This is a genomic window from Nocardioides bizhenqiangii, from assembly GCF_034661235.1.
In the GTDB taxonomy this organism is placed as follows: domain Bacteria; phylum Actinomycetota; class Actinomycetes; order Propionibacteriales; family Nocardioidaceae; genus Nocardioides; species Nocardioides bizhenqiangii.
Genome location: NZ_CP141059.1, coordinates 3,666,193 through 3,691,902, shown reverse-complemented (window position 1 = coordinate 3,691,902; position 25,710 = coordinate 3,666,193). Strand labels below are relative to the sequence as shown.

The following is a 25,710-nucleotide window of genomic DNA, read 5'->3' as shown; positions in this document are numbered from 1 at the left end:
CGCGTCTTCGCTCCGCCGCCTTGCCATCGCACCCGGCTGGCGCCGCTCGCTACGGCGCCTCTCGGTGGCGCCGGGCTACGCCCGGTTCAAGCCCCGAGGTGACGACGACGTCGCCGATACGCGAGACTTGCCGCGTGACCACCATCGAGCGCAAGGCCAACGACGCCGTGACGGCTGCCGCCGTCGACGAGGCGCGGGCCGCGCTCCTCGCCGACGTCGACGCTGCCGACGTCGGCGACTATCTCGGCCACCAGGTCGAGGGCCAGCGCGTGGTCACCCACCTGTTCTCCTGCACGCGCCGCGGCTACATCGGCTGGCAGTGGGCGGTCACCCTCACCCGCGCGTCGCGGCAGAAGCGGGTCACCGTCGACGAGGTCGTGCTCCTGCCCGGCCCCGAGGCGATCGTCGCGCCGCCCTGGGTGCCCTACCGCGACCGGCTCTCCCCGGGCGACTTGTCGCCCGGCGACCTGCTGCCCGTCGCCGACGATGACCCGCGCCTGGTGTCGACGTACTCCTTCGGCGACGACCCGCTCGACTCCGACGACAAGGCCCAGGTCCGGCAGGTCGCCAAGGACCTCGGCCTCGGCCGGGTCCGCACGCTGTCGCCGGAGGGCCGCGACGCTGCGGCCGAGCGCTGGTACGACGGCGCCGGCGGCCCCGACTCCCCGCTGGCCAAGTCCGCACCCGAGACCTGCTGGTCGTGCGGCTTCCTGGTCCGGCTCAACGGCCCGCTCTCCGACACCTTCGGCGTCTGCGCCAACGGCGACGCCAACGACGACGGCAGGGTGGTCTCGTTCGACCACGGCTGTGGCGCCCACTCCGAGGTCCGTCTCAGCAAGCGGCATGCGCCGCTCCCGCCCGCTCCGCCCGTCATCGACACGATGTCCACGGACGACCTCGACCCCTTGTGAGCACGCCCCGGTCGCGGCGGTACGGAGCGATCCGATCGGCTCGCGTCCGCGGGTCGTCCCACGCCTCGCACCAGTCTCAGCGCGCCGGGTCGGGATCGGCGCACAGTAGCCACACCGCGTACTGGTCGTCGACCGGACGGAGGTCGTAGCCGCCGAACCGGTGCTCGACGACGAGGCCGGCCTCCCCGACCTCGCTCGCGAACTGGTCGAGCGTCATCCTCCGAGCGGTCTCCGGACCTCCCTGGAGGTGGAAGCCGACCAGGATCCGCCCGCCCGGAGCGAGGAGCTGTCGCAGCCGGATCAGCACTGCCACCTCGGTGCCCTCGGCGACGAACGCGATCACGTTGCCCACGCACACGACCAGGTCGAACTCGGCCGGACCTCCGGCCGCCGACAGCACCTCGTCCGTGAGCCCGAGGATGTCCTGAGGGAGCACTTCGACCTGGGGATAGGTGCGCCGGGACTGTTCCACCAGGCTCAGGTCCGGCTCCGCGGCGACCACCCGGTGTCCGCGGTCGTGCAGGTAGGCGGCGACCCGGCCCATCCCCGAGCCGGCGTCGAGGATCCGCGCTCGTCGTGCCACCAGGGTGTCGGCCAACCGTGCCTCGCCGTCGACATCCGCACCGGAGGAGACCAGCTCCGCGAACCGGCGGCCGTAGCCGAGGTTCTTCTCGCCGCCGCGCTCCCAGCGGGACAGGGGAGCGTCAGCCATCCGTCGTGTCGAGCTCGGTGCGGTAGCGGCGCCGGCGCTTGCAGTACTCGATCCCGAGCAGGCCGAGGCCGACCCCGGTGAGGCACATCCACAGCAGCCAGGTGCGCCCGGCCTCCTCCAGCCGCGCCCAGAACGGCAGCAGTCCGAGGAAGCCCAGCAGGAACAGCCCCGTGCCGACCTGGACCGTCCGCACGCCGTCCACGTCGAGCGGCTCCACGGGCGCGATCAGGTAGGTCCGGTTGCCGATCTCGTGCCGCATCGGCTGGTCGTCGCGCAGCTCCACGAGACCACGGTACAGCTTGTGGACCGTCTCGCCGGGTCTCGATACAGCCGCTCCCCGGGCTCGCAGGCTCGCCCGGGCGGCCACTCGACCTTCCTCGCACCCACGCGTCCTGTTCGCGAGCTCACATGCCGCTGTGCTCAGAGGAATAGTTAGCAAGACTAATGACTTATGCTAACGACATGCCCACTTCAGAGAAGGCAGTACGTACCGACGCCGGCCTCGCCAGCGAGCTCCGGCTCTCGGTGATGCGGCTGCGCCGCCGGCTCGCGGCCGAACGCGACCCGAGCAATCCGCTGAGCATGGGTCAGATGGCCGTGCTCGGCGCCCTCTACCGTGTCGGGGAGCAGTCGGTCGGCGAGCTCGCGGCCCACGAGCGGGTGCAACCGCCGAGCATGACCAGGACGGTCAGCTTCCTCGCCGAGGAGGGGTACGTCGAGCGCCGGGCGCACCCGACCGACGGCCGCCAGGTCATGGTCGCGCTGACCGACGAGGGTCGAGCGGTGCTGCTCGCAGACCGCGCCCGGCGCGACGAGTGGCTCGCCCGGCGCCTGTCCCGCCTCAGCGCCGACGAGCGCGACGCGCTCCGGAAGGCCACGCCGATCCTGCAGCGACTCGCGCAGGCCGACTGACCCCCCAGACCGTCCCGAGACCCGCAAGGAGGATCCCACGAGCCCCACGTTCCGATCCCTGTCCCACCAGAACTACCGGCGCTACTTCGCCGGCAGCATCGTGTCGAACGTCGGTACCTGGATGCAACGCGTCGCACAGGACTGGTTGGTGCTGACCATCCCGGGCAACGGGGGCGCCGCCCTCGGCATCACGACCGGGTTGCAGTTCCTGCCGATCCTGCTGCTCTCGCCGTACGCCGGCGTGGTCGCCGACCGCTTCCCCAAGCGGCGGGTGCTCCAGCTCACCCAGGGCACGATGGCGCTCGCCGCCCTCCTGCTCGGTGTGATCGCGGCGCTCGGCGTCGCCCAGACCTGGCACGTCTACCTGATCGCGCTGGCGTTCGGCGTCGGTGCCGCGTTCGACGGGCCCGTCCGGCAGGCGTTCGTCTCCGAGATGGTCGGACCCGACGACGTGACCAACGCGGTCGGTCTCAACTCCGCCGCGTTCAACACCGCGCGGATCGTCGGCCCCGCGCTGGCCGGCCTCCTGATCGGGCTGTTCGGCGGCGGGATGGAGGCGACCGGCTGGGTCATCCTGATCAATGCCGTCTCCTACCTCGCCGTGATCTGGCAGCTGGAGCGGATGGACACCCGCGCGCTGCACACGCCGGCACCGACCGGGCGTCGTCCCGGCATGCTGCTCGAGGGGCTGCGCTACCTGCGCGGCCAGCCGAAGATGCTGATGATCCTGGTCCTCGTCTTCTTCGCCGGGACGTTCGGGATGAACTTCCAGATGACGTCGGCCCTGATGGCGACCGAGGTCTTCGGCAAGGGCGCCAGCGAGTTCGGCCTCCTCGGGTCGGCGCTCGCGGTCGGCTCGCTGACCGGCGCCCTGCTCGCCGCGCGGCGTCCCAAGGTCCGCGTCCGGCTGCTGTTCGCGGCGGCGATCGGCTTCGGTGTGGCCGAGATCGTGGCCGGATCGCTGCCGTCGTACCTCGCGTTCGCGCTGTTCTGCCCGCTGATCGGGTTCGCCACCATCACGCTGCTGAACTCGGCCAACGCCACGCTCCAGATCGAGAGCGACCCCGAGCTCAGGGGCCGGGTGATGGCGATCTACATGACCATCGTGATGGGCGGGACCCCGATCGGGGCCCCGGTGATCGGCTGGATCGGCGAGACGTACGGCGCCCGCTGGACGCTGATCGTCGGCGGGCTGATGGTGCTCGTGGGTGTGCTGCTCGCGCTGCTCGTGCACCGGTTCGCGACCGGGGACGACGAGCAGGCCTCGACACCGACGCGACTCACGGTCCCCGCTGGCGCCGCCCGGTTCTGACATGCTGCTCGCATGAGCAGTCCGGCGACCACGGGCACGTCCGCTTTCGACCGCTTCTTCAAGATCACCGACCGCGGGTCCACCGTCGGTCGCGAGATCCGCGGCGGTGTCGTCACGTTCTTCACGATGGCCTACATCGTCGTGCTGAACCCCCTCATCCTCGGCTACGCACCCGACATCGACGGCAACTTCCTCGGCGGGGGCGCGGAGGCCGGCGGCGGGGTAGTCGCCATCGCCGTCGGCACCGCGCTCGTGGCGGGTGCCCTGACCATCCTGATGGGCATCGTGGCGAACTTTCCCCTGGCGCTGGCGACCGGGCTCGGGCTCAACGCCTTCGTGGCCTTTGCGATCGCAAGCCAGATGACCTGGGCCGACGCGATGGGCCTGGTGGTGATCGAGGGCATCGTGATCCTGGTGCTGGTGCTCACCGGCTTCCGGACCGCCGTCTTCCACGCGATCCCCGCCCAGCTCAAGGTCGCCATCTCGGTCGGCATCGGCCTGTTCATCGCCCTGATCGGGTTCGTCGACGCCGGCTTCGTGCAGCGGATTCCCGACGCGGCCAACACCGTGGTCCCGGTCCAGCTCGGCTCCACCGGCCAGCTGAGCGGCTGGCCGGTGCTGGTGTTCGCCTTCGGCCTGCTGCTCGTCATCGCCCTGTGGGCGCTGAAGGTCCGCGGCGCGATCCTGATCTCGATCATCGTGACCACGATCGTCGCGCTGGTGGTCGAGTGGATCGGTGACCTCGGCGCGGCGGCAGTGGTCGGCCCCGGCGGCTGGTCGCTCGGCGTGCCGGAGCCTCCCGACGACTGGATCGTCGCGCCCGACTTCGGGACGCTCGGCGAGTTCTCGCTGCTCGGCTCGTTCGAGGAGGCCGGCGTCGTCACGGCGCTGCTACTGGTCTTCACGCTCCTGCTCGCGGACTTCTTCGACACGATGGGCACGATGACGGCGATCGGCGCCGAGGCCGGCCTGCTCGACGAGGAGGGGAAGCCGCCGCACACCGAGCGGATCCTGATCGTCGACTCGCTGGCCGCCGCCGCGGGCGGCGCCGCCGGCGTCTCGTCGAACACGTCCTACATCGAGTCCGCCGCCGGTGTGGGCGAGGGCGCCCGCACGGGACTCGCCTCGGTGGTGACCGGCGTCCTCTTCCTGCTCGTCATCCCGCTCACTCCGCTGGTGCGGCTCATCCCCTCGGAGGCCGCCGTGCCCGCGTTGGTCCTCGTGGGCTTCTTGATGATGCAGCAGGTCCGCGGCATCGACTGGGACGACGTCGAGATCGCCATCCCCGCGTTCCTGACGATCGTGCTGATGCCGTTCACCTACTCGATCACCGTCGGGATCGGCGCCGGCTTCATCGCCTACGTCTTCCTCAAGCTGGTCCGCGGCAAGGTGGGGGAGGTCCACCCGTTGCTCTGGATCGTGGCTGCAGCGTTCGTGCTGTACTTCGCGATCGACCCCCTCACCGACTGGCTCACCTGAGTCCTGCCGCTGCCCGCGGAGCCGGTGGGTCTCGATACGCCCGGTTCCGCGCTCGCAGGCTCGCCCGGACGGGCACTCGACCTCCCGCCGCCACGCGACTGCTCGCAATGCTCGCAGTCGCTGCGGCGTGATTTTGCGCTGACCTGAGGCGGCCGGTAATCTCGTTCCTTGTGTCTGGGTCACCCAGGCACGTAGCGCGCGCCCTCAGTCCGTCCGTCACCCGGGGGCGCATCCCACGGCACACGCAACAACGCATGACCACGTGCCCGGCAAGGTGCTGGGTGCTGAGAGCAGACAGGAAAGGGAACCACCAGGTGCCCACCATCAACCAGTTGGTCCGCAAGGGCCGCCAGGACAAGGTGTCGAAGAACAAGACGCCTGCCCTGAAGGGTTCGCCCCAGCGACGCGGTGTGTGCACCCGCGTCTACACCACCACCCCGAAGAAGCCGAACTCCGCCCTCCGCAAGGTCGCCCGCGTGCGCCTGAGCAGCGGCGTCGAGGTCACCGCTTACATCCCGGGTGAGGGCCACAACCTCCAGGAGCACTCGATCGTGCTCGTCCGTGGTGGTCGCGTGAAGGACCTTCCCGGTGTCCGCTACAAGGTCATCCGCGGCGCTCTGGACACCCAGGCCGTGAAGGGTCGTAAGCAGGCTCGCAGCCGCTACGGCGCCAAGAAGGAGAAGAGCTGATATGCCGCGCAAGGGCCCCGCGCCGAAGCGTCCCCTCGACGTCGACCCGGTCTACGGTTCGCAGCTGGTCACCCAGCTCGTGTCGAAGGTGCTGATGGACGGCAAGAAGCAGGTTGCGCAGCGCATCGTCTACTCCGCTCTCGAAGGCACCCGTGAGAAGTCCGGCATCGATCCGGTCATCACGCTCAAGCGAGCGCTCGACAACGTGCGTCCCGCCATCGAGGTCAAGTCCCGCCGCGTCGGCGGTGCGACCTACCAGGTCCCGATCGAGGTCAAGGGCACGCGTGGCACCACGCTCGCGCTGCGCTGGCTCGTGGGCTACGCCCAGGAGCGCCGCGAGAAGACCATGAGCGAGCGCCTCATGAACGAGATCCTCGACGCCTCCAACGGCCTCGGTGCCGCTGTGAAGAAGCGCGAGGACACCCACAAGATGGCCGAGTCCAACAAGGCCTTCGCCCACTACCGCTGGTGACGGAGCCGGCGGGCGTCGTACGACGGCGCTCGCCCGGCACCCACCTGCCCACTACTTCTAAGGAACGCTGACTCACGTGGCAGTCGACATCACGACGGACCTGAACGTCGTCCGCAACATCGGCATCATGGCGCACATCGACGCCGGCAAGACCACCACCACCGAGCGCATCCTGTTCTACACCGGCATCACCTACAAGATCGGTGAGGTCCACGAGGGCGCAGCCACGATGGACTGGATGGAGCAGGAGCAGGAGCGCGGCATCACGATCACGTCGGCCGCGACGACCTGCTGGTGGAAGAACCACCAGATCAACATCATCGACACCCCCGGCCACGTGGACTTCACGGCCGAGGTGGAGCGGTCGCTGCGCGTCCTCGACGGCGCCGTCGCGGTGTTCGACGGCGTGGCGGGCGTCGAGCCCCAGACGATGACCGTGTGGCGGCAGGCCAACAAGTACTCCGTTCCCCGGATGTGCTTCGTCAACAAGCTCGACCGCACCGGAGCGGACTTCTTCCGCTGTGTCGACATGATGGTCGAGCGCCTCAACTCCACACCGCTGGTCCTGCAGCTCCCGATCGGTGCCGAGTCCGACTTCATCGGCGTCGTCGACCTAGTTGGCATGCGTGCGCTGGTCTGGCGGGGCGAGACCACGATGGGCGAGGACTACGCCGTCGAGGAGATCCCGGCCGAGCTGGCCGATCAGGCAGCTGAGTACCGCGAGAAGCTGCTCGAGACCCTTGCCGAGTCCGACGACGAGATCATGGAGAAGTACCTCGACGAGGGCGAGTTCACCGTCGAGGAGCTCGAGGCCGCGATCCGTCGCGCCACCCTCGCCGACAAGCTGAACCCGGTCCTGTGCGGCACGGCGTTCAAGAACAAGGGCGTCCAGCCGCTGCTCGACGCGGTCGTCAAGTACCTCCCGTCGCCGCTCGACATCGACGCGATCATCGGTCACTCGGTCAAGGACGAGAACGAGGAGATCAAGCGCCTCCCGTCCGACGACGAGCCCTTCTCCGGCCTCGCCTACAAGATCGCGACCGACCCGCACCTCGGCAAGCTGATCTATGTCCGGGTCTACTCGGGCAAGCTCGAGGCCGGCTCCACCGTGGTCAACTCGGTGAACGGCCGCAAGGAGCGGATCGGCAAGGTCTACCAGATGCACGCCAACAAGCGTGAGGAGATCGCGTCGGTCGGCGCCGGCCAGATCGTGGCCGTGATGGGCCTCAAGGACACCAAGACCGGACATACCCTGTCCGACCCGCAGAACCAGGTGATCCTCGAGTCGATGACGTTCCCGGCCCCCGTGATCGAGGTCGCGATCGAGCCCAAGACGAAGAGCGACCAGGAGAAGCTCGGCACGGCGATCCAGCGGCTCTCCGACGAGGACCCGACCTTCACCGTCAAGACCGACGAGGAGACCGGCCAGACGATCATCGCCGGCATGGGCGAGCTCCACCTCGAGATCCTGGTCGACCGGATGAAGCGCGAATTCCGCGTCGAGGCGACCGTCGGCAAGCCGCAGGTGGCCTACCGCGAGACCATCCGCAGGGAGGTCGCGAAGCACAGCTACACCCACAAGAAGCAGACCGGTGGGTCGGGCCAGTTCGCGAAGATCCTCGTGACCCTCGGGCCGAACGTCGACCCGGAGACCGGCCAGGGCGCCGGCTACGAGTTCGTCAACAACGTGTCCGGTGGTCGGGTGCCGAAGGAGTACATCCCTTCGGTCGACCAGGGCGGCCAGGAGGCCATGGAGTTCGGCGTGCTCGCGGGCTACCCGATGGTCGACGTGAAGTACACGCTCGAGGACGGCGCCTACCACGACGTCGACTCCTCGGAACTGGCGTTCAAGATCGCCGGGCTGCAGGCCTTCAAGGAGGCCGCCCGCATGGCCAAGCCCGTGCTGCTGGAGCCGATGTTCGCCGTCGAGGTCATCACGCCGGAAACCTTCCTCGGCACGGTGATCGGTGACATCAACAGCCGTCGCGGTCAGATCCGCGCGCAGGAGGAGCGTCACGGCGACATCGTCGTGGCGGCCATCGTGCCGCTGTCCGAGATGTTCGGGTACGTTGGCGACCTGAGGTCCAAGACCTCCGGCCAGGCTTCGTACTCGATGGAGTTCGACTCGTACGCCGAGGTTCCTACGAACATCGCCGACGAGATCATCAAGAAGGTGCGCGGCGAGTAGTCGTCGTACGCCCTCGGCAGTATCCCTTTAGTACGAGTCAAGTAACACACCAATCAGGAGGAGCCCCCAGTGGCTAAGGCGAAGTTCGAGCGGACCAAGCCGCACGTGAACATCGGGACGATCGGTCACATCGACCACGGCAAGACGACGCTGACTGCAGCGATCTCGAAGGTGCTGCACGACAAGTACCCGGACCTCAACGAGGCGTCGCCGTTCGACTCGATCGACAAGGCTCCCGAGGAGCGGCAGCGCGGCATCACGATCTCGATCGCACACATCGAGTACCAGACCGAGTCGCGTCACTACGCGCACGTCGACTGCCCCGGTCACGCCGACTACATCAAGAACATGATCACCGGCGCGGCGCAGATGGACGGCGCGATCCTCGTGGTCGCCGCCACCGACGGCCCGATGCCGCAGACCCGTGAGCACGTGCTGCTCGCGCGCCAGGTCGGCGTGCCGGCCCTGGTGGTCGCGCTCAACAAGTGCGACATGGTCGACGACGAGGAGCTCATCGAGCTCGTCGAGATGGAGGTGCGCGAGCTCCTCTCCGAGTACGAGTTCCCGGGTGACGACGTACCGGTCGTCCGCGTTGCCGCCTTCCCGGCGCTCAACGGCGACGCCAAGTGGGGCGAGTCCGTGGCCGAGCTCATGTCGGCGGTCGACGAGTACATCCCGACCCCCGAGCGTGAGACCGAGAAGCCGTTCCTCATGCCCGTCGAGGACGTCTTCACGATCACCGGTCGTGGCACCGTCATCACCGGCCGCATCGAGCGGGGCATCGTGAAGGTCAACGAGGAGGTCGAGATCATCGGCATCCGCGAGGGCTCGATCAAGTCCACCGTCACCGGTGTCGAGATGTTCCGCAAGCTGCTCGACGAGGGCCAGGCCGGTGAGAACGTCGGTCTGCTCCTCCGTGGCACCAAGCGCGAGGACGTCGAGCGCGGCATGGTCGTGATCAAGCCGGGCACGACCACCCCGCACACCAACTTCGACGCGTCGGTCTACATCCTGTCGAAGGAGGAGGGCGGCCGTCACACGCCGTTCTTCAACAACTACCGCCCGCAGTTCTACTTCCGGACGACCGACGTGACCGGCGTCGTGACCCTCCCCGAGGGCACCGAGATGGTCATGCCGGGCGACAACACCGAGATGTCGGTCGAGCTCATCCAGCCCATCGCGATGGACGAGGGCCTGCGGTTCGCCATCCGTGAGGGTGGCCGCACCGTCGGCGCCGGCCGGGTCACGAAGATTACGAAGTGACCTGCTGACCAAACAGAAAGCCTCCCGAGCCCGCTAGGGCGAGGGGGGCTTTCTGCTTTGGTCAGGAGATCCTGAGTACTTCGTAGGAGCCGACCCGGCGGAAACTCTGCCCCCTCGCGAGCGAAGCGAGCCTCGCGGAGTTTGCGCCGTGTCGGCGACCCCTGCCAGCGGCGCGCAACCCACAGCCGACCCGGCGCGCAACCACAGCCGCCGCGGCGTTTCCACGGGACCCGAGGATGGAAGGATGGCGGGCATGAGCGAGCAGCCGCCGGAGAACCCCGCCCAACCGCCGCAGATCCCTCCGCACAACGCTCCGCAGCCCCCTCCGCAGCCCCCGCAGAACCCCTACCAGCCCTACGGAGCCCCGGGATACGGCCCGACCGGCGTGCCCCAGTGGGCGCCCGACCACCCTGACGCCGCCACGGTGCTGCTGCTGGGCATCCTCGGCATGGCGGTCTGCCAGGTCATCGCACCGTTCGCCTGGATCAAGGGCGCCCGGGTGCGGCGGGAGATCGACGCGTCCGGCGGCAAGCTCGCGGGCCGCAGCCAGGCCCAGATCGGCTACGTCCTCGGCATCGTCGGCAGCGTGCTGCTCGCCCTCTACGTCCTCGGCTTCATCGCCTACCTCGGCATCGTGGTCGTTGCGGTCAGCTCCGGCGCGTGAGCGACGATCCGTCCGGAGCCACGCCGGCCCGGCCGCACCACAAGCTGACCGACGACGGTCGCCGGATGCGGGAGGTCCTCACCTACAGCCGGCGCGGCAACCGGTTCACGCCGCAGCAGGCCGCCGCATGGGAGGCGCACCACGAGCGCTGGGTGATCCCCGACGAGGCGGTCGACGAGCCGGGCTTCTCGTTCGACAGCTGGTTCGGCCGCGGTCCGGCGGATCGCGACGGCCTGATCGTCGAGATCGGCTCGGGAGTGGGCGAGGCGACGGCGGCGCTGGCGGCGACGCGACCGTCGTACGACGTGCTCGCCTTCGAGGTGTGGCGGCCCGGGATGGCGGCCACCCTCGCCCGGCTGCACGAAGTGGGCGCCGACAACGTGCGGATGTGCGGGGTCGACGCGGTGTGGTCGCTCGAGCACCTGCTCGCGCCGGCGGCCGTCGCCGAACTGTGGACGTTCTTCCCCGACCCGTGGCACAAGACGCGGCACCACAAGCGCCGCCTGGTCACGCCCGACTTCGCCGCTCTGGCCGCCAGCCGGCTCCGCCCCGGCGGCCTCTGGCGGCTGGCCACCGACTGGGACGACTACGCCCAGCAGATGCGCCACGTCCTCGATGCCACATCCGGGCTCGAGGGCGGCGTCGTCGGGCGTTGGGACGAGCGTCCGGTCACGAAGTTCGAACGCAAGGGCGTCGCCGCCGGGCGGACGATCACGGATCTGGCGTATCGCCGGACGTGAGGATCTCGATCTCCTCGTCGACGTAGGGATCCTCCTCGCCGACCGACTCCAGCTCGGCCTTGAGCCGGCGCTGGATCTCCAACGCCGAGTCCGTGCTCCCGAGGTTGCGGAGCGCCCACGCCACCATCCACCACGCGATCCGGAGCTCGGACGGCTTGCCGGTCGCCTGGCGCGCCTCGACGGCGTCCTCGAACGCGGCGAGCGCGGCGCCCCAGTCGCCGATGTCGGCGTGCCTCATGCCGATGTTGTTGAGGAGCGAGGCGGCCCACCGCTGGGCCCGCGGGTCCTCGGCCGCCGTCGCGTGCGCGAGCGCCGCGTGGTTGGCGGCGAGCTGCTCCTCCGGGGGCACGACGAGCGCGACCATGTGCAGCGCGTCGACGTGGAGCTCCTCGAGCCCCGCTCGCTCGGCCGTCGCTGCCGCCTCCTCGAAGAACGGGCGGGCGTGGTCAGGATCTCCCGACGAGCGGTAGAGGCGCCCCTGCTCGAGCAGCAGTCGCACGGCGACCTCCGGCGAGCCGTCGGGGGAGAGGTCGTCGATCACGGCGTGGGCGTCGTCGTACCGCTCCTGCAGACCGAGCGCCCGCGCGACCTGGGTCGGCCAGATCCCGCGCTGCTCGCCCTCGGCTGCCGAAGCGGAGTCCCGGAAGCGCTGCTCGGAGCCGCCGGGGTCGTCGAAGTCCCACAGTTCGCTCGGGTGCATGGGCCCAGTTTGTCCGGCCGGGCCGGCGCACGGAGGTTGAGGACATGCGACGTTCACGCCCCCGTTAGGGCGTGTCGCAGTGTGCGGCCGCTCGGGCGGCGTACTTTCACAACCACTGGCGGGTGGGGAAGCCCGCCATATCGGGAGGCCCGTTCGTGACCAACGACTGCATCACCCGCCGCGGGTGCCAGGGAGATCCCTGCCGCGCGCACCGGGTGAGTGGACGCCGGCACTCCGGCGTTCGGGCCCGTGCGACTGCTGCAGCTGCGTCCCGGTCCGTCTGCGAGGAATAGGACCGAGCGGGAGTGCGCGCGCGGTCTGGTGAGGTGCGAAGTGCCATCATCGAAGTCCAGCGCCGCCGTCGGCCCTGACGCCACGCGAACCACCCCGACGCCTGCCGTGCCCGGTCGGCGGACCTACGTGCTCGACACCAGCGTGCTGCTCGCCGACCCCGGCGCGCTCCGCAGGTTCGCCGAGCACGAAGTGGTGCTGCCGGTCGTCGTCATCTCCGAGCTCGAGGGCAAGCGGCACCACCCCGAGCTGGGGTACTTCGCCCGCAGCGCTCTGCGGATGCTCGACGAGATGCGGATCAGCCATGGCCGCCTCGACACGCCCGTCCCCGTGGGCGACGAGGGTGGCAACGTCCGGGTCGAGCTCAACCACACCGACGTGGCGTCGCTCCCGTCCGGCTTCCGGCTGGGCGACAACGACACCCGGATCCTGGCGGTCGCCCGCAACCTCGCCGACGAGGGCCACGACGTCACCCTCGTCTCGAAGGACCTGCCGCTGCGGATCAAGGCGTCCGCGGTCGGGCTCGTCGCCGAGGAGTACCGCGGCGAGGCGATCAACGACTCCGACACCGGCTACTCCGGTTTGGCGGAGCTCGAGGTGGCGGCCGAGGAGCTCGACGAGCTCTACGACGACGGCACCCTTGAGCTCGAAGCGGCACGGGACCTGCCCTGCCACCAGGGCCTGGTGCTGCTGTCCGACCGCGGTACGGCGCTCGGCCGGGTCGGTCCCGACAAGCAGATCCACCTGGTGCGGGGTGACCGGGAGGCCTTCGGCATCCACGGCCGGTCCGCGGAGCAGCGGATCGCGCTGGAGATGCTGCTCGACCCCGAGGTCGGCATCGTCTCCCTCGGCGGTCGGGCCGGCACCGGCAAGTCCGCGCTCGCCCTGTGTGCCGGCCTCGAGGCGGTGATGGAGCGTCGCCAGCACAAGAAGGTGGTGGTGTTCCGCCCGCTGTTCGCGGTGGGCGGCCAGGAGCTCGGCTACCTCCCCGGGTCGGAGTCGGAGAAGATGTCGCCGTGGGCACAGGCCGTGTTCGACACGCTCGGTGCCCTCACCTCCAGCGACGTGATCGAGGAGGTCCTCGACCGCGGGATGCTCGAGGTGCTCCCGCTGACCCACATCCGCGGCCGGTCTCTGCACGACTCGTTCGTCATCGTCGACGAGGCCCAGTCGCTCGAGCGCAACGTGCTCCTGACCGTGCTCTCGCGGATCGGCGCCAACTCCAAGGTCGTGCTCACCCACGACGTCGCGCAGCGCGACAACCTCCGGGTCGGTCGGCACGACGGCGTGGTGGCGGTGGTCGACAAGCTCAAGGGGCACCCGCTCTTCGCCCACGTCACCCTGACCCGGTCCGAGCGCTCGCCGATCGCGGCCCTGGTCACCGAGATGCTGGAGAACGTCGTCGTCTGAGTCGGTGGTTGCCGCGGACGTCATACGTCTCGCGCCTCTGAAGGTGCCGGGCGTATGACGTCCCGCGGTCGTCGGCGTGGCAGATCACGCCGCCCGGCGACGTCCACGCGCGAGTGCGTCTGCGATCTGCTGGAAGAACTCGTCGGGTTGGAGACGTAGGCCGAGGAGCGGCAGTCGGAGGACGACATCGCTCTCGAGTACGAGCGCGTTCTGCCGGAGTGCGTCGCCGACGATGTTCTCGGCCCACGCGTGGTGGATGCCGTCGATCTCGACGACGACGCCGAGGTCCGGCCAGTAGAGGTCGAGGTAGTAGCGACCACGACGGTCCTTGCGGAGCACCTGCCGCGTCGGGGGTGGTAGCCCGCGTCGGGCCAGCTCGCGGCCCACGTCGATCTCGCCGAGGGACCGGGCACCGTCCAGGAGGTCGTTGACGACGGCGTGCAGGAGCAGCCGTCGCTTGTCGTGGAGGCGCCATCGTCGGGCACGAAGGTGGCTGGTGATCTCCCACCTGGCAACTCCGGCAGCGATCAGCTGCGCCCGTGCCATCACGCCGCCCTGCTCCGCGGCGCGCGCGAAGACAGACGTCCAGCGCGGGTCGGCGAACAGTCGCGACGGTCCGGTCGTGGGCACCGGGAGAGTCTGCGCGCCGCCCGCGCCGTACCGCTCGCCGACCGCGATGCCCTGTGGACGACTGCCCGCCCGTCCGTCGGCTGTGGACGCCGATGGGCTCCTGCGGACGTCATACGACTGGCGCCGCCGGAGGTGCCGGGCGCATGACGTCCGCAGCCGGCGCAGCGACTGGTGAAGCTGATGTGACAGGAGTGACCAATGAGTCCGCGCCCGCCGACGGCCTCGGGCGGTTCGGTTTGCGACCGCGAGTGAAGTCAGGCAGGGTGTCGGGGGTTGCCATCGGTCAGGTCTATTGACCTGATCTCTCTCGGGGGCAACTCTTCTTGTCGTCAACCACGGATTGCGCCTCTTGTCGAACCACGCGAAGCCTGCCCCCAAGCACCGCGGCAACCCCCGACACGCTCACCTGAAGGAAGCACCCAAGCGGGCCGCCCGCAACACCGTGATCCTCTCCGGAGTGGCGCTCGCCGTCACCGGCATCACCATCGGCGGCGGAATGCTCGGCAAGGGTGGAGCGCAGGTGCCGGGTGCCACAGCGGACATCGACAGCGCCGTGGGCGACCTGAAGGCGGACGTCGACGCGGCGGACACCGGCGCGCGGCTCCCGGTCGTCTCCCGCAACGACCGCCGCGGATCTGCCGACCCGGCCAAGCAGGCCGCGATGTCGCCGACCGAGGCCGCCGCGGTCACCGAGTCCGAGCAGCTCTCCGACTCCGATCCGCGCGACATCGCCCGGGCGCTGATGGGCGACTTCGGCTTCAGCCAGGACCAGTTCGGCTGCCTCGACTCGCTGTGGACCCGTGAGTCCAACTGGAACGTCTACGCCGACAACCCGACGTCGTCGGCCTACGGCATCCCGCAGTCCCTGCCCGGCGAGAAGATGGCATCCGCCGGCAGCGACTGGGCGACCAACCCGGTCACCCAGATCACGTGGGGTCTCGGCTACATCCGCGACCGCTACGGCAGCCCCTGCTCCGCCTGGGGCCACTCCGAGTCCGTCGGCTGGTACTGAGTTGGATGGTGCGAGCGCGTCGTCGCTTCGCTCCGCCGCGCTGCCGCACCGCAGTTGACGCGGTCACGGGCTGAGGATGCTGGGCGGCTTCCGGTCGGCACGCGGAAAGTGCCGCGCTCGACGCTCCGGTCGCTCGTTCCTCGCTCTCTCCGCGTCCTCGCGCGCCGTTTCCGCGTTGGCCTTTGCGGTGGTCGCCAGGTGCCGGCGCATCGTCGCTTCGCTCCGCCGCGCTGCCGCACCGCAGCTGACGCCAGTGCGCCGCCTGACGCTGGTTGCGCGACGGGTGGGGCATGATGCTGTGCATCGCGGGTGGGCAACGGGGCACATCCACGCTCTAAGGAGTTTCGATGGACGTCATCTGGTTTGTCATCGTCACCCTCGTCGGCGGAGCGATCATCGGGATCCTCGGCAAGATGGTCGCGCCCGGCGATCGCGACAAGATCCCGTTCTGGCTCACGGTCGTCTGCGGCATTGTCGGCATGCTCGTCGGCAGCTATCTCTACTGGGCCCTCTTCGGCAGCAACAACCCTCGATTCGACGGTCACAAGGCGGAGCCGGACAACGCCACCAACGGCATCGACTGGATGCGTCACCTGTGGCAGGTCGTCGTCGCCGCGGTCGCGGTGATGCTGGCGGCGGCTGTCACCGGCCGTGGCAAGTCCTCCCGCCTTTCGTGACCGAAGTCTCCGACTTCCGCGCCGACCGCGTCGGCTCGGCGCTGGCGGGCACCAATCCCACCGTGCTCCGCCGGCTCCGAGCCGGGTTCGCGGTCATCGGCGACGTGCAGCACCTGCCGGGCTACTGCGTGCTCATCACCGACACTCCCGGGACCGACCAGCTGACCGACCTGCCGCCGGCCCGACAGCTGGTCTTCCTCGAGGACATGGCGATCCTCGGCCGGGCGGTGGCCGAGGTGTGCGCGCGTCGCGATCCGCGGTTCCGGCGGATCAACCTCGAGATCCAGGGCAACACCGACGCCTTCCTCCACGCGCACGTCACGCCCCGCTACGAGTGGGAGCCGCCGGAGATCGTGGGCTGGCCGCAGGCGCTCCACCACTGGACCAGGCTGATGACCGATCCCGCTGCTCAACCGCTCGGCCCGGAGCACGACGAGCTCCGGCAGGAGCTCGGCGCGGAGATCGACCGGCAGCTGGAGGGCGCCCTGCTGGCCTGAGCCGTCAGGGGTGGGTCATGTCGTCGACGTCGAGAGCGGCGTCGAGCTGTTCGAGCGTGAGCTCGCCGCGGTCGACGTACCCCAGCGCCAGCACCGTCTCCCGGATGGTCGCGCCGTCGGCGAGGGCCTGCTTGGCAATCTTGGCGGCAGCTTCGTAGCCGACGTAGCGGTTGAGCGGGGTCACTACCGACGGCGAGGACTCGGCGTAGCGGCGCATCCGCTCGGTGTCGGCGGTCAGGCCGTCGATGCAGCGGGCCGCGAGGGTGCGCGACGACGTCGACAGCAACCGGATCGACTCCAGCACGTTGCGCGCGATCACCGGCATCGCGACGTTGAGCTCGAAGCTGCCGCTGGCGCCGGCGACGGTCACGGCCGCGTCGTTGCCGATCACCTGCATGCACACCATCAGCGTGGCCTCGGGCAGCACCGGGTTGACCTTGCCCGGCATGATCGACGACCCCGGCTGCAGGTCGGGCAGGTGGATCTCGGCGAGCCCTGTGGTGGGCCCCGACCCCATCCAGCGCAGGTCGTTGCAGATCTTCGTCAGGCCGACCGCGATCGTGCGCAGCACCCCGCTGAGCTCGACGAGGGCGTCGCGGGTGCCCTGGGCCTCGAAGTGGTTGCGGGCCTCGGTGAACGGCTGCCCGGTGGCATCCGCGAGCGCCTCGATCGCCGCGGCGGCGAAACCGGCGGGCGTGTTGATGCCGGTGCCGACGGCGGTGCCGCCAAGGGGCAGCTCCCGCACCCGGGGGAGTACGGCGTCGAGCCGCTCGACGCCGTACCGGATCGTCGCGGCGTAGCCGCCGAACTCCTGGCCCAGCATGACCGGGGTGGCATCCATCAGGTGGGTGCGCCCCGACTTCACGGCGGTGGCGAACTCGATCGCCTTCGCCTCGAGCGACGTGGCGAGCACGGCGAGGGCGGGTTGCAGGTCGCTCGCGACCGCGACCGCGGCCGCGACGTGGATGGCGGTGGGGAAGGTGTCGTTGCTCGACTGGCTGGCGTTGACGTGGTCGTTGGGGTGGACGTCCACGCCGCTCGCGGTGCACAGGGAGGCGATCACCTCGTTGGCGTTCATGTTCGAGCTGGTGCCCGACCCGGTCTGGAAGACGTCGATCGGGAACTGGTCGTCGTGGCGCCCGTCCGCGACCTCGCGCGCGGCGGCGACGATCGCGTCTGCCGTCTCGGAGGGCAGCACGTCGAGCCGGCCGTTCGCGAGCGCGGCGGCGGCCTTGACCTCGCCGAGCGCGTGGATCAGGGCGGGCTCGATCGGAGTGCCGCTGATCGGGAAGTTCTCGACCGCTCGCTGGGTCTGCGCCTTCCACAACGCCGACGCGGGCACGCGGACCTCGCCCATGGAGTCGTGCTCGACGCGGAAGTCTGCTGGGCCGGTGCCGGTATCGCTCACCCCTCGAAACTACCCGGATCCGCTTGACATATTGGTAACTAATAAGTTACCAATAGTGCATGGATGCGTTCGCCGCCCTGGCCGACCCGATCCGGCGAGCCCTCCTGGTGCGCCTCGCCGCGGGCCCGACCCGGGTGGTTGACCTGGCCGCCGACCACCAGGTCAGCCGGCCGGCGATCAGCAAGCACCTGCGGCTGCTGACCGAGGCCGGCCTGGTCGACGTCGAGGACCGCGGCCGCGAGCGGCACTACCGGCTGGATCGGTCGGGCCTCCGTCCGGTGCACCACCTGCTGGAGGCGTTGGCCACGTCGCCGCCGTTCTCTGAGCACGACTTCGACGGGCTCGACCTGGAGGTACGGCGCACCGGCCGCGACCGCCGATCCCGCCACCGCCAACAGGAGGAGACAGCATGAGTACCACGACCGCGACCGGCCGCAACGAGCAGCGACACGGCATGCCCTACCTCGTGATGACCCGCCAGTTCCGGGCGCCGATCGACGACGTCTGGGCCGCCGTGACGGAGTCCGACCGGCTCGCCCGCTGGATCGGCACCTGGAGCGGCGACCCGGCCGAGGGCGAGGTGACGTTCCAGATGCGCTACGAGGGCGACGACGTCCCGTCCGAGAGGTTCGTCATCGACGAGTGCGAGGCGCCGCACCGCCTGGCGATCACCACCGAGGCGCCGTACGAGGCGGAGCAGGTCACCTGGCACCTCGAGCTCGACCTCGCCGAGGCCGACGGCGTCACCACGCTGACCTTCGCCCAGTCCGTGCCCGACCCTGCGATGGCCGAGAGCGTTGGTCCCGGCTGGGACTACTACTTCGACCGGATGGTGGTTGCCGAGACCGGCGGCGACGTCACTGCGGTGGTCTTCGACGACTACTACCCGGCGCTGTCCGAGCACTACAAGGCTGAGTTCGGTTCCTGACGACGGCGCCGGTCAAGGTGCTTCCGGGCAGGGGACGTCGTCCACGCCGAAGAGGATCAGCTTGTCTTCGTCGATCTGAACCTCGCCGTACTCGCCCCACCCTGCGGTCTCCTCGTCCTGCCAGGTGACGTAGATCTGGCGGTTGCCCTGGTCCTGGACAGCGGCGTCGTAGGAGGTCTCGGCGAGGAACGGGCAGGTGGCCGCCTCCCGATCGACCTCGACGAACTCGCCGTCCTGCTCGGCCAGCAGCACGACCGACGTGTCCGTCCCGTCGGTCACGAGCTGGACCTGGACTGTCTTCCCGGCTTCCGACATCTCGACCTCGGCGAGGACCTCCTCGTCCGACGGCCCGTTGCTCGAGGAGTCTTCCGCGGTTTCGTTCGGGGAATCGTCGCGGAGAAGGAGGAGGATCACGAGAGCGGTCACGACCACGACGGCGAGGACGACGGCCGCGCCGATCAGCAGCGGGTTCCTCCCGCGACCAGCAGGTCGGTGCGGCTCATCCGGCGGGCCGCCCGGCGGCGCCTCGCTGACGACGCGGGTGGCGTCCGGGGCCGGGCCGGACGGCTCCGGCGGCGTCCCGGCGATCGGACGGGTCGGCCCGGTGTCGACGCTAGCGGGTGTCGCCGGTGCGTCGGGTGCGCCGGTCGGTCGGGCGGCGGTGCCGATGCTGTCGGGTCCGGGAGTCGGCCGGGTGAGGACCTTGTCGACCGGGACCGCTCCGATCGCGTGGGCGAGGACGGACAGGGCCCAGCGGGCGCCGCTGGTCTCGGTGGTGCCGCGGTCGCGGGCCAGCAGGTCTCCCTGCACCGCGATCGTCATGTCCGGATCCGCGCCAAGCGCGAGCTGCTCCTTGAGCCGCTGCAGCGCTCCGGTCGCGATCGCCCCGACCAGCAGGCTCACCTCACCGGTGGACGCCGAGCCTTCCGGGATGAAGTCGTCGAAAGCGGCGCGGAACGCGACCGGGTCGTCGAACACCTGGGGTCCGACCTCGGCCCGGAGCTCGGCCAGCTCGTCGTGCAGTGCCACGCCGAACAGCATGGCATCACGGGGTCAGCGACGTGCGGCGTACACGAAGTACTGACCGACCCGGCCGTGCCCGGGCACGTCGTACGACTGCTCCTCGGCGTTGCCGAAGACCTCCCGCAGTGCGTGCTCGAGCTCGGACGCGCGGGCCGCGGACCAGATGACGAGCGAGCCGCCGGGCGCCAACGCCGCCTGCGCGGTCACGAGTGCTGGCTCGGCGTAGAGCGCGGCGTTGGTGTCGTGGACGAGGTAGTCGGGCCCGTTGTCGACGTCGAGCAGCACCACGTCGTACGCCGTCGCGGCCGCACGCAGCACGTCCGCGACATCCCCGATCTGCACGTCCACGCGGGAGTCGGCCAGGAGCGCCGGCCCGTGCGGAACGGTCCCGTCGCGCAGCCAGCCGACCAGGTCCGGCTCGATCTCGGCCACCGTGCAGCGGACCACGCGCGGGTCGGCGAGCACCGCGCCGAGCGTGAACCCCAGCCCGAGGCCGCCGACCAGCACTCGCAACGAGTCGCAGTCGGCAAGCTCGAGGGCGTGGTCGGCGAGCGCCCGCTCCGAGGTGTGCTCGAGCGTGTCCATCACGAACACGCCGTTGGCGCGCAGCTCGAGGTGGCCGTCGTCGCGGCGCCGGAGCACCAGCTCGCCGCGCGGCGAGGACGCGCGCGCGACGGTCTCCATGCGGAGCTGGTCAGTCGAAGATCTCGCTGAGCCAGCTCTCCTTCTTCTTCTTCTTTCCGTAGTAGCCCTGCTGGGGCGCGTAGTGCTGCTGCTGGCGGCGGCGGTCGTCGTCGTCGTAGCGGTCGTACTGCTGCGCCGGCGGGGGCTGCGGCGCCTGCGGCGCGGGCGCGGGCGCGCCCGGCCCCGGCATCGACGCGGCCCGGTCGATGATCTTGTCGAGCTCGCCCCGGTCGAGCCACACGCCGCGGCACTCCGGGCAGTAGTCGATCTCGATCCCACTCCGCTCGCTCATCACCAGCGTGGTCTCGTCGTTCGGGCAGCGCATCGGTTCTCCTCGTTTGGTCGGTGCTACTCCCGGTCCAACGTAGTCGGTGGGGCGACGGTTCCCGAGGCGTCCGTGCTGCAGACTCTTCCCATGGAGGATGGTCACCGTGGCGAGCTGGAGGCGTCGGGTGCTGCGGATGGTGGTCGTGGTCGTGCTCGCGCTGGGGCTGGTGGTCGGATTGTTGTGGTGGCAGCAGCGGCAGCTCATCTACTTCCCTGACCGGTCGGCGGTGCCGCCGGCCGAGACGGTGATCGACGGAGCGCGGGACGTCACCGTGCGGACCGAGGACGGGCTCGAGCTGGGCGCCTGGTTCGTCCCACCCCTTCCCGGGGTGCCGGACCGCGGGATGGCGGTCCTCGTCGCTCCCGGGAACGGTGGCAACAGGGCCGGCCGCGCGGACTTCGCCGAGGAGCTGCAGCGGCTCGGCCTCGCCGTGCTCCTCATGGACTACCGGGGGTACGGCGGCAATCCCGGCAGCCCGAGCGAGGACGGCCTGGCCGCCGACGCGCTGGCCGCCGCAGAAGCGTTGGAGGAGCTGGGCTACCCGGCGGCGCGCACGATCTACTTCGGTGAGTCCCTGGGCGGCGGCGTCGTGGCGGCGCTGCAGGAGCAGCGGCCCCCGGCCGGCCTCGTGCTGCGGTCGCCGTTCACCGAGCTCGCGGACGTCGGCGCCGAGCACTATCCGTGGCTGCCGGTCCGGCTCCTGCTCCGCGACCGCTTCCCCGTGCTCGATCACCTCGCCGACAGCGAGGTGCCGGTGACGGTCGTGTACGGCGACCGCGACTCGGTCGTTCCGACGAAGCTCAGCGAGCGCGTCGCCGACGAGGCGCCGGCGCTCTTCGAGCGCGTCGTCATCGCCAGTGCCGACCACAACGACCCGGTGATGTTCGGGCCGCAGGTCGCCGAGGCGGTCGCGCGGCTGGCGGACGAGGTGCGTTGATCCGCTAGAAGCCCGCTGAACAATCCGCCCTGCTGCGCGACACCCCGCGGGCGCTCCGCGGCGTTGCGGCCGCTCGGAGATGGGCCGACAGCGCCGTCGCGACCGCGCCTTGCGGAGCACCCCGCGGATGCGCCGCTCGCGACGGCCGGATTGTTCAGCGCACTTCTAGCGCGTCGCGTCCAGGACCGGCTTCAGATCGACGATCGGCGTGCCGTCGACGGCCTCGAGGTCGGCGACGTGCACCCGACACCCGTCGATCTGGAGCACCCGGACCCGGTGCAGCCCGATGGGGTTGGGCCGGTCCGACGACCGGGTGCTGAACACACCGGTGAGCGGCGTCCGCGGATCGTCGCGGGGATGCACGGCCAGGACGGACCGGTCGGCGAGGTGCAGCCAGGTCAGGACGAAGACGTCATCACCGACCGCCAGATCAGCGATGCCGTCGGCCACCGCGGGATCGAGGACGAGCCACGCCTCGGGGCCGCCCTCCACGCCCTGCTTCGGTGCGGTCGCGGGATCGACCAAGGGCGACTCGACGACTCCGATGGGACGTATCTCGTAGGTCATGGCGGCTCCATGGATCGACGTCGTGAGGTCTGATCGCCGAGGGTCACGGTAGCCGGACTCAGGCGGCCAGCCAGGAGGCGTAGAAGATCCCGAGCCCGGTCGCTACGCAGATCCCCCCGAGGATCCAGAAGCGGATCACGACGGTGACCTCGTCCCATCCCAGGTGCTCGAAGTGATGGTGGATGGGAGCGATCCGGAAGATGCGACGCCCGGTGCCCGTGAGTCGCCTCGTCAGCTTGAAGTAGGTCATCTGCAGAAGCACCGACGCCGTCTCGAGGACGAACAGTCCCGCGATGACGGCCATCAGGAGCTCGGTGCGGGACATGATCGCCAGCCCGGCCAGGGCGCCACCGATGGCGAGGGAGCCGACATCGCCCATGATGATCCGTGCGGGCTTGGCGTTCCACCACAGGAAGCCGATGCAGGCCGAGCTGATGGCGGCCGCGAAGACGGCGAGGTCGAGCGGGTCCCGCACCTGGTAGCACTGTGACTCCACGACGGTGGCCCGCGCGGAGCCGCACAGCTGGTTGTTCTGCCAGACGTTCACGATGGTGTAAGCACCGAAGATCAACGTCGAGGCGCCGGCGAGCAGCCCGTCGGCGCCATCAGCGAGGTTGGCGCCGTTGGAGGTCGCGGTGACGATGAACCAGATCACCAGCAGGACCACGACCAGGGGCAGCTTGATCCCCCAGTCATGAGTGGTGGAGATGTACTGCGACGCCGGCCTGACACCTCGCTCGTCGGCGAAGAAGAGCGTGGCCAGGACGCCGAAGGTGAGCGCGACCAACGTCTGGCCGGCGATCTTCGCCCGACTGCTCAGGCCCTGGTTGTTCTGGGTGTAGACCTTGATGAAGTCGTCGAGGAACCCCACCAGCCCGCAGCCGACGAACAGCAACATCAGGAGCCACGCGCTGGCACTCGGCCATCCGCCGGTCAGCATCGTCGCGGCCAGGTACGCCGCGATGGCGCTCACCAGGATGACGAGACCGCCCATGGTCGGCGTACCGCGCTTGACGTGATGGGTCGTCGGACCGTCGTCCCTGATCGGCTGGCCGAAGCCGCGCCGGGTGAACCACCCGATGGCGACCCGGGTCCCCAGCAGCGAGCAGATCGCCGCCAGCCCGCCGCTCAGGAGTATTGCCCGCATGAGATCCGGCCCCTCTCCGCCCGTTCGAATGGTCGATCCCTTCGAGGCGAGAGGGGACTCGTTCGGCGCCCATTGTGGGGTAGGCGGGTCGGCAGATGCGCACCGGCTCGCGGGCACGTCCCGGCTCGACCCGGAGACGGGCGAGAGGCGGCTGGTGGCTCATTGCCTCGAGTCCACCTGCTGCTTAGGCTGATGGATCACCTCGGAACGCCCGGTCGGGAGGATTCAGATGTCGATGGATCGCAGGACCCTGGTCAAGTCAGCTGCCGCACTTTCCGCGGCCGGACCCTTCGGCGGCCTGGTGGCCCAGCAGACCGCGCAGGCCGCCTACGTCGCCCCGCAGCCCACCAAGCTGGTGCCGGTCAAGGACAAGCGTGACGGGCAGGTGCGACTCCACCTCCCGCGAGGTTTCAGGTACCGCTCCTTCCACGACACCGAGTCACCCGTCGTCCTGCACGACGGCACCACCCTGCCCGGTCGTCACGACGGGATGGGCGCGTTCGCGGGGCCCGACGACACCGTGATCCTCGTCCGCAACCACGAGGTCAACGGCCCCGGGCCCGCGTTCGGCCCCGGCGCGCCGTACGACTCCATGGCACGCGGCGGCACCACGACGATCCAGGTCACCAAGCGCGGTCAGGTGGTGCGGAGCTTCACCAGCCTCAACGGCACGATGATGAACTGCTCCGGCGGGCAGATGCCCTGGGGCGCCTGGGTCACCTGCGAGGAGACCGTCAACGGCCCCGACGTCGGGCCCGACTTCACCGGGGCGCCCAACGTGTCGCTCACCAAGCCGCACGGCTACGTCTTCGAGGTGCCGGCCAGCCACCAGCAGAGCGCGGGGCAGTCGACCCGGGAGCCGCTCCGTAGCGCCGGCCGGTTCGCGCACGAGGCGGTGTCGTTCGACCCCGAGCGGGGCCACCTCTACCTCACCGAGGACAACTTCGCGTTCGCGTCGGGGTTGTACCGCTACAAGCCGCCGTCCAACCCGATGAAGGTCGGCCGGCTCGAGGACGGTGGCCGGCTGCAGATGCTCAAGGTCCGCGGCATCCGCAACGCGCACCTCGAAGCCGCCCAGCCGGATGGCACGGTCTACGACGTCAGCTGGGTCGACATCGACGACCCGGACCCGTCCTTCCCCTACACCCCCGGCCAGCCGGCGCCCACGTCGAACGACACCGCCCTCACCCACGTGAGCAGCCAGGGCTGGGCCAAGGGCGCGGCCTACTTCTCCCGCCTCGAGGGCCAGGTCTACGCCGACGGCGTCGTCTACTTCACCTCGACCCAGGGCGGGGGGCCGCCCGAGGCCGGGAACCACGACCCCGCCGGCTACGGGAACGGCTATGGGCAGGTGTGGGCCTACCACACCCGATCCCAGAAGCTGTGGCTCGCGTTCCAGTCCTCGGGCCCGCTGGAGCTGGATCTGCCCGACAACATCACTACGTCTGCCCGCGGGACGCTGGTGGTCTGCGAGGACAGCACCAACGACAACTACATCCGCGGCCTTTCGCAGCGTGGGCGGCTCTGGGACATCGCGCTCAACCGGTTGCGCAGCTCTGGTGGCGCGGACCGCAGCGGGGACGAGTTCGCGGGGTCGACGTTCAGTCCCGACGGGCACACGCTGTTCGTGAACATCCAGGCCAGCGCCGGCATGTCGTTCGCGATCTGGGGGCCCTGGAACGAGATCGACGTCTAGATTCATGGGTGTAGCGAGGCGCCCTTGATGATCTTGTCGACCGCGTTCCGCGGGCCGTGCACGGCGACCCCGACGAGGTCCAGGTCGGCGCCGGGGACCGCCCTCACCACAGCGCGGTTGGCCTCGTCGTGCCCCGTGCGGAACATGTCGGAGGTGTAGACGGCGAGCGGCGCCGAGCGCCGTACGGCGCGCTCCCTCGCTGCAACCAGGTCCTCCTTCGAGCCCTCGAAGACCAGGACGGGCATCCCGAGCAGCGGCAGGTAGGGCGTGCCGTCGGCGTCGGCGTAGGGCTGGCCCACGAGCTGCGGGTGCGCGGCGGCGATACCGCTGGCGAGGAAGGCCGTCACGTTGAGCCGCTGCCACACAGCGAGGTCGCTGCGGACCACGACGGCGACCTTGGTGTCGAACGGCGGAGTCAGGATGTCGGTCACGG

29 protein-coding genes are annotated in these 25,710 nt (G+C 69.9%); 18 read left to right on the top strand and 11 right to left on the bottom strand.

Features of this window, described 5'->3' with window-relative positions:
- The first annotated feature begins 134 nt into the window (after positions 1-134).
- On the top strand, positions 135-911 hold the full coding sequence (locus SHK19_RS17930; protein ID WP_322456209.1) for a DUF3027 domain-containing protein: 777 nt from the start codon (positions 135-137) through the stop codon (positions 909-911).
- A 76-nt stretch (positions 912-987) separates the two neighbouring features.
- On the opposite strand, the gene SHK19_RS17925 is transcribed toward SHK19_RS17930, so the two are convergent.
- Positions 988-1,623 (bottom strand): class I SAM-dependent methyltransferase, encoded by a 636-nt coding sequence (locus SHK19_RS17925; protein ID WP_322456210.1) that lies wholly within the window; start codon positions 1,621-1,623, stop codon positions 988-990.
- Positions 1,616-1,906, bottom strand: a complete 291-nt coding sequence (locus SHK19_RS17920; protein WP_322456211.1) for a DUF2530 domain-containing protein — start codon at positions 1,904-1,906, stop codon at positions 1,616-1,618. The genes SHK19_RS17925 and SHK19_RS17920 overlap by 8 nt, the downstream gene beginning before the upstream one ends.
- Positions 1,907-2,085: 179 nt before the next feature.
- On the opposite strand from SHK19_RS17920, the gene SHK19_RS17915 reads away from it, so the two are divergent.
- The 9 genes from SHK19_RS17915 (at position 2,086) to trmB (ending at position 11,342) form a co-directional block, all read left to right on the top strand.
- Positions 2,086-2,535 (top strand): MarR family winged helix-turn-helix transcriptional regulator, encoded by a 450-nt coding sequence (locus tag SHK19_RS17915; protein ID WP_322456212.1) that lies wholly within the window; start codon positions 2,086-2,088, stop codon positions 2,533-2,535.
- Positions 2,536-2,593: 58 nt separating this feature from the next.
- Positions 2,594-3,847: an MFS transporter gene (locus tag SHK19_RS17910; protein ID WP_322938710.1), complete on the top strand. Its 1,254-nt coding sequence runs from the start codon at positions 2,594-2,596 to the stop codon at positions 3,845-3,847.
- 12 nt (positions 3,848-3,859) lie between these two features.
- The gene (locus SHK19_RS17905) at positions 3,860-5,326 is read left to right on the top strand and encodes an NCS2 family permease (protein WP_322456213.1); all 1,467 of its coding nucleotides are present in this window, start codon (positions 3,860-3,862) and stop codon (positions 5,324-5,326) included.
- Positions 5,327-5,640: 314 nt separating this feature from the next.
- Positions 5,641-6,015: a 30S ribosomal protein S12 gene (rpsL, locus tag SHK19_RS17900; RefSeq protein ID WP_322456214.1), complete on the top strand. Its 375-nt coding sequence runs from the start codon at positions 5,641-5,643 to the stop codon at positions 6,013-6,015.
- Position 6,016: 1 nt separating this feature from the next.
- Complete coding sequence (rpsG, locus tag SHK19_RS17895) at positions 6,017-6,487, top strand: 30S ribosomal protein S7 (RefSeq protein WP_322456215.1); 471 nt, start codon at positions 6,017-6,019, stop codon at positions 6,485-6,487.
- 127 nt (positions 6,488-6,614) lie between these two features.
- Positions 6,615-8,675 (top strand): elongation factor G, encoded by a 2,061-nt coding sequence (gene fusA, locus SHK19_RS17890; RefSeq protein WP_405030511.1) that lies wholly within the window; start codon positions 6,615-6,617, stop codon positions 8,673-8,675.
- 69 nt (positions 8,676-8,744) lie between these two features.
- On the top strand, positions 8,745-9,938 hold the full coding sequence (gene tuf, locus SHK19_RS17885; RefSeq protein ID WP_322456217.1) for an elongation factor Tu: 1,194 nt from the start codon (positions 8,745-8,747) through the stop codon (positions 9,936-9,938).
- Between the two features lie 253 nt (positions 9,939-10,191).
- Positions 10,192-10,602: a DUF4190 domain-containing protein gene (locus SHK19_RS17880; protein WP_322937044.1), complete on the top strand. Its 411-nt coding sequence runs from the start codon at positions 10,192-10,194 to the stop codon at positions 10,600-10,602.
- Positions 10,599-11,342, top strand: coding sequence for a tRNA (guanine(46)-N(7))-methyltransferase TrmB (trmB, locus tag SHK19_RS17875; RefSeq protein ID WP_322937043.1), 744 nt, complete (start codon positions 10,599-10,601; stop codon positions 11,340-11,342). The genes SHK19_RS17880 and trmB overlap by 4 nt, the downstream gene beginning before the upstream one ends.
- On the opposite strand, the gene SHK19_RS17870 is transcribed toward trmB, so the two are convergent.
- Positions 11,314-12,042 carry a tetratricopeptide repeat protein gene (locus tag SHK19_RS17870; RefSeq protein WP_322937042.1) on the bottom strand — a complete coding sequence of 243 codons (729 nt, stop codon included), beginning with the start codon at positions 12,040-12,042 and terminating at the stop codon, positions 11,314-11,316. The two genes, trmB and SHK19_RS17870, sit on opposite strands and share 29 nt — an antisense overlap.
- A gap of 399 nt (positions 12,043-12,441) precedes the next feature.
- Between SHK19_RS17870 and SHK19_RS17865 the strand changes: the two genes are divergently transcribed.
- The gene (locus SHK19_RS17865) at positions 12,442-13,743 is read left to right on the top strand and encodes a PhoH family protein (RefSeq protein ID WP_322456548.1); all 1,302 of its coding nucleotides are present in this window, start codon (positions 12,442-12,444) and stop codon (positions 13,741-13,743) included.
- Between the two features lie 84 nt (positions 13,744-13,827).
- Here SHK19_RS17865 and SHK19_RS17860 read toward each other — a convergent pair whose 3' ends face one another.
- Positions 13,828-14,373 carry a hypothetical protein gene (locus tag SHK19_RS17860; protein WP_322937041.1) on the bottom strand — a complete coding sequence of 182 codons (546 nt, stop codon included), beginning with the start codon at positions 14,371-14,373 and terminating at the stop codon, positions 13,828-13,830.
- 349 nt (positions 14,374-14,722) lie between these two features.
- Here SHK19_RS17860 and SHK19_RS17855 point away from each other — a divergent pair, with 349 nt between their 5' ends.
- The 3 genes from SHK19_RS17855 (at position 14,723) to SHK19_RS17845 (ending at position 16,559) form a co-directional block, all read left to right on the top strand.
- On the top strand, positions 14,723-15,385 hold the full coding sequence (locus SHK19_RS17855; RefSeq protein ID WP_322937040.1) for an aggregation-promoting factor C-terminal-like domain-containing protein: 663 nt from the start codon (positions 14,723-14,725) through the stop codon (positions 15,383-15,385).
- 347 nt (positions 15,386-15,732) lie between these two features.
- The gene (locus tag SHK19_RS17850) at positions 15,733-16,062 is read left to right on the top strand and encodes a GlsB/YeaQ/YmgE family stress response membrane protein (RefSeq protein WP_322456222.1); all 330 of its coding nucleotides are present in this window, start codon (positions 15,733-15,735) and stop codon (positions 16,060-16,062) included.
- Positions 16,059-16,559 carry a diadenosine tetraphosphate hydrolase gene (locus SHK19_RS17845; RefSeq protein ID WP_322456223.1) on the top strand — a complete coding sequence of 167 codons (501 nt, stop codon included), beginning with the start codon at positions 16,059-16,061 and terminating at the stop codon, positions 16,557-16,559. The genes SHK19_RS17850 and SHK19_RS17845 overlap by 4 nt, the downstream gene beginning before the upstream one ends.
- A gap of 4 nt (positions 16,560-16,563) precedes the next feature.
- On the opposite strand, the gene SHK19_RS17840 is transcribed toward SHK19_RS17845, so the two are convergent.
- Entirely contained in the window at positions 16,564-17,967 is a 1,404-nt protein-coding gene (locus SHK19_RS17840; protein ID WP_322456224.1) for a class II fumarate hydratase, read from the bottom strand.
- Between the two features lie 59 nt (positions 17,968-18,026).
- Here SHK19_RS17840 and SHK19_RS17835 point away from each other — a divergent pair, with 59 nt between their 5' ends.
- Both SHK19_RS17835 and SHK19_RS17830 read left to right on the top strand, forming a co-directional pair.
- The gene (locus SHK19_RS17835; protein WP_322937039.1) at positions 18,027-18,380 is read left to right on the top strand and encodes an ArsR/SmtB family transcription factor; all 354 of its coding nucleotides are present in this window, start codon (positions 18,027-18,029) and stop codon (positions 18,378-18,380) included.
- A complete protein-coding gene (locus tag SHK19_RS17830; RefSeq protein ID WP_322937038.1) occupies positions 18,377-18,895 on the top strand; it encodes an SRPBCC family protein in 519 nt (172 codons plus the stop codon). The genes SHK19_RS17835 and SHK19_RS17830 overlap by 4 nt, the downstream gene beginning before the upstream one ends.
- A 12-nt stretch (positions 18,896-18,907) precedes the next feature.
- Here SHK19_RS17830 and SHK19_RS17825 read toward each other — a convergent pair whose 3' ends face one another.
- Genes SHK19_RS17825 through SHK19_RS17815 form a run of 3 tightly spaced genes read right to left on the bottom strand, consistent with a single transcriptional unit; the run spans position 18,908 to position 20,927 of the window.
- On the bottom strand, positions 18,908-19,924 hold the full coding sequence (locus SHK19_RS17825) for a hypothetical protein (protein WP_322456227.1): 1,017 nt from the start codon (positions 19,922-19,924) through the stop codon (positions 18,908-18,910).
- A 24-nt stretch (positions 19,925-19,948) separates the two neighbouring features.
- On the bottom strand, positions 19,949-20,602 hold the full coding sequence (locus SHK19_RS17820; RefSeq protein WP_322937037.1) for a polyamine aminopropyltransferase: 654 nt from the start codon (positions 20,600-20,602) through the stop codon (positions 19,949-19,951).
- Positions 20,603-20,612: 10 nt separating this feature from the next.
- Positions 20,613-20,927 (bottom strand): TFIIB-type zinc ribbon-containing protein, encoded by a 315-nt coding sequence (locus SHK19_RS17815; protein WP_322456229.1) that lies wholly within the window; start codon positions 20,925-20,927, stop codon positions 20,613-20,615.
- Positions 20,928-21,033: 106 nt separating this feature from the next.
- On the opposite strand from SHK19_RS17815, the gene SHK19_RS17810 reads away from it, so the two are divergent.
- A complete protein-coding gene (locus tag SHK19_RS17810; RefSeq protein ID WP_322937036.1) occupies positions 21,034-21,867 on the top strand; it encodes an alpha/beta hydrolase in 834 nt (277 codons plus the stop codon).
- Between the two features lie 165 nt (positions 21,868-22,032).
- On the opposite strand, the gene tsaA is transcribed toward SHK19_RS17810, so the two are convergent.
- Together tsaA and mraY are read right to left on the bottom strand one after the other, a co-directional pair.
- Complete coding sequence (tsaA, locus tag SHK19_RS17805; RefSeq protein ID WP_322456231.1) at positions 22,033-22,434, bottom strand: tRNA (N6-threonylcarbamoyladenosine(37)-N6)-methyltransferase TrmO; 402 nt, start codon at positions 22,432-22,434, stop codon at positions 22,033-22,035.
- Positions 22,435-22,492: 58 nt separating this feature from the next.
- On the bottom strand, positions 22,493-23,581 hold the full coding sequence (gene mraY / locus SHK19_RS17800) for a phospho-N-acetylmuramoyl-pentapeptide-transferase (RefSeq protein ID WP_322456232.1): 1,089 nt from the start codon (positions 23,579-23,581) through the stop codon (positions 22,493-22,495).
- 235 nt (positions 23,582-23,816) lie between these two features.
- Between mraY and SHK19_RS17795 the strand changes: the two genes are divergently transcribed.
- Positions 23,817-25,277, top strand: a complete 1,461-nt coding sequence (locus SHK19_RS17795) for a PhoX family protein (protein ID WP_322456233.1) — start codon at positions 23,817-23,819, stop codon at positions 25,275-25,277.
- Positions 25,278-25,279: 2 nt separating this feature from the next.
- Here SHK19_RS17795 and SHK19_RS17790 read toward each other — a convergent pair whose 3' ends face one another.
- Positions 25,280-25,708, bottom strand: coding sequence for a DUF2000 family protein (locus SHK19_RS17790; RefSeq protein ID WP_369075859.1), 429 nt, complete (start codon positions 25,706-25,708; stop codon positions 25,280-25,282).
- Positions 25,709-25,710 lie beyond the last annotated feature (2 nt).

Excerpts from the sequence above, each read along its gene's own strand:
- fusA (WP_405030511.1), top strand. The coding sequence starts at position 6,615 with ATGGCGCACATCGACGCCGGCAAGACCACCACCACCGAGCGCATCCTG.
- mraY (WP_322456232.1), bottom strand. The coding sequence starts at position 23,581 with ATGCGGGCAATACTCCTGAGCGGCGGGCTGGCGGCGATCTGCTCGCTG.
- SHK19_RS17905 (WP_322456213.1), top strand. The coding sequence starts at position 3,860 with ATGAGCAGTCCGGCGACCACGGGCACGTCCGCTTTCGACCGCTTCTTC.
- SHK19_RS17880 (WP_322937044.1), top strand. The coding sequence starts at position 10,192 with ATGAGCGAGCAGCCGCCGGAGAACCCCGCCCAACCGCCGCAGATCCCT.
- tsaA (WP_322456231.1), bottom strand. The coding sequence starts at position 22,434 with ATGACCTACGAGATACGTCCCATCGGAGTCGTCGAGTCGCCCTTGGTC.
- SHK19_RS17915 (WP_322456212.1), top strand. The coding sequence starts at position 2,086 with ATGCCCACTTCAGAGAAGGCAGTACGTACCGACGCCGGCCTCGCCAGC.
- SHK19_RS17835 (WP_322937039.1), top strand. The coding sequence starts at position 18,027 with ATGGATGCGTTCGCCGCCCTGGCCGACCCGATCCGGCGAGCCCTCCTG.
- SHK19_RS17870 (WP_322937042.1), bottom strand. The coding sequence starts at position 12,042 with ATGCACCCGAGCGAACTGTGGGACTTCGACGACCCCGGCGGCTCCGAG.
- SHK19_RS17850 (WP_322456222.1), top strand. The coding sequence starts at position 15,733 with ATGGACGTCATCTGGTTTGTCATCGTCACCCTCGTCGGCGGAGCGATC.
- SHK19_RS17795 (WP_322456233.1), top strand. The coding sequence starts at position 23,817 with ATGGATCGCAGGACCCTGGTCAAGTCAGCTGCCGCACTTTCCGCGGCC.
- SHK19_RS17815 (WP_322456229.1), bottom strand. The coding sequence starts at position 20,927 with ATGCGCTGCCCGAACGACGAGACCACGCTGGTGATGAGCGAGCGGAGT.
- SHK19_RS17925 (WP_322456210.1), bottom strand. The coding sequence starts at position 1,623 with ATGGCTGACGCTCCCCTGTCCCGCTGGGAGCGCGGCGGCGAGAAGAAC.
- SHK19_RS17820 (WP_322937037.1), bottom strand. The coding sequence starts at position 20,602 with ATGGAGACCGTCGCGCGCGCGTCCTCGCCGCGCGGCGAGCTGGTGCTC.
- SHK19_RS17830 (WP_322937038.1), top strand. The coding sequence starts at position 18,377 with ATGAGTACCACGACCGCGACCGGCCGCAACGAGCAGCGACACGGCATG.
- rpsG (WP_322456215.1), top strand. The coding sequence starts at position 6,017 with ATGCCGCGCAAGGGCCCCGCGCCGAAGCGTCCCCTCGACGTCGACCCG.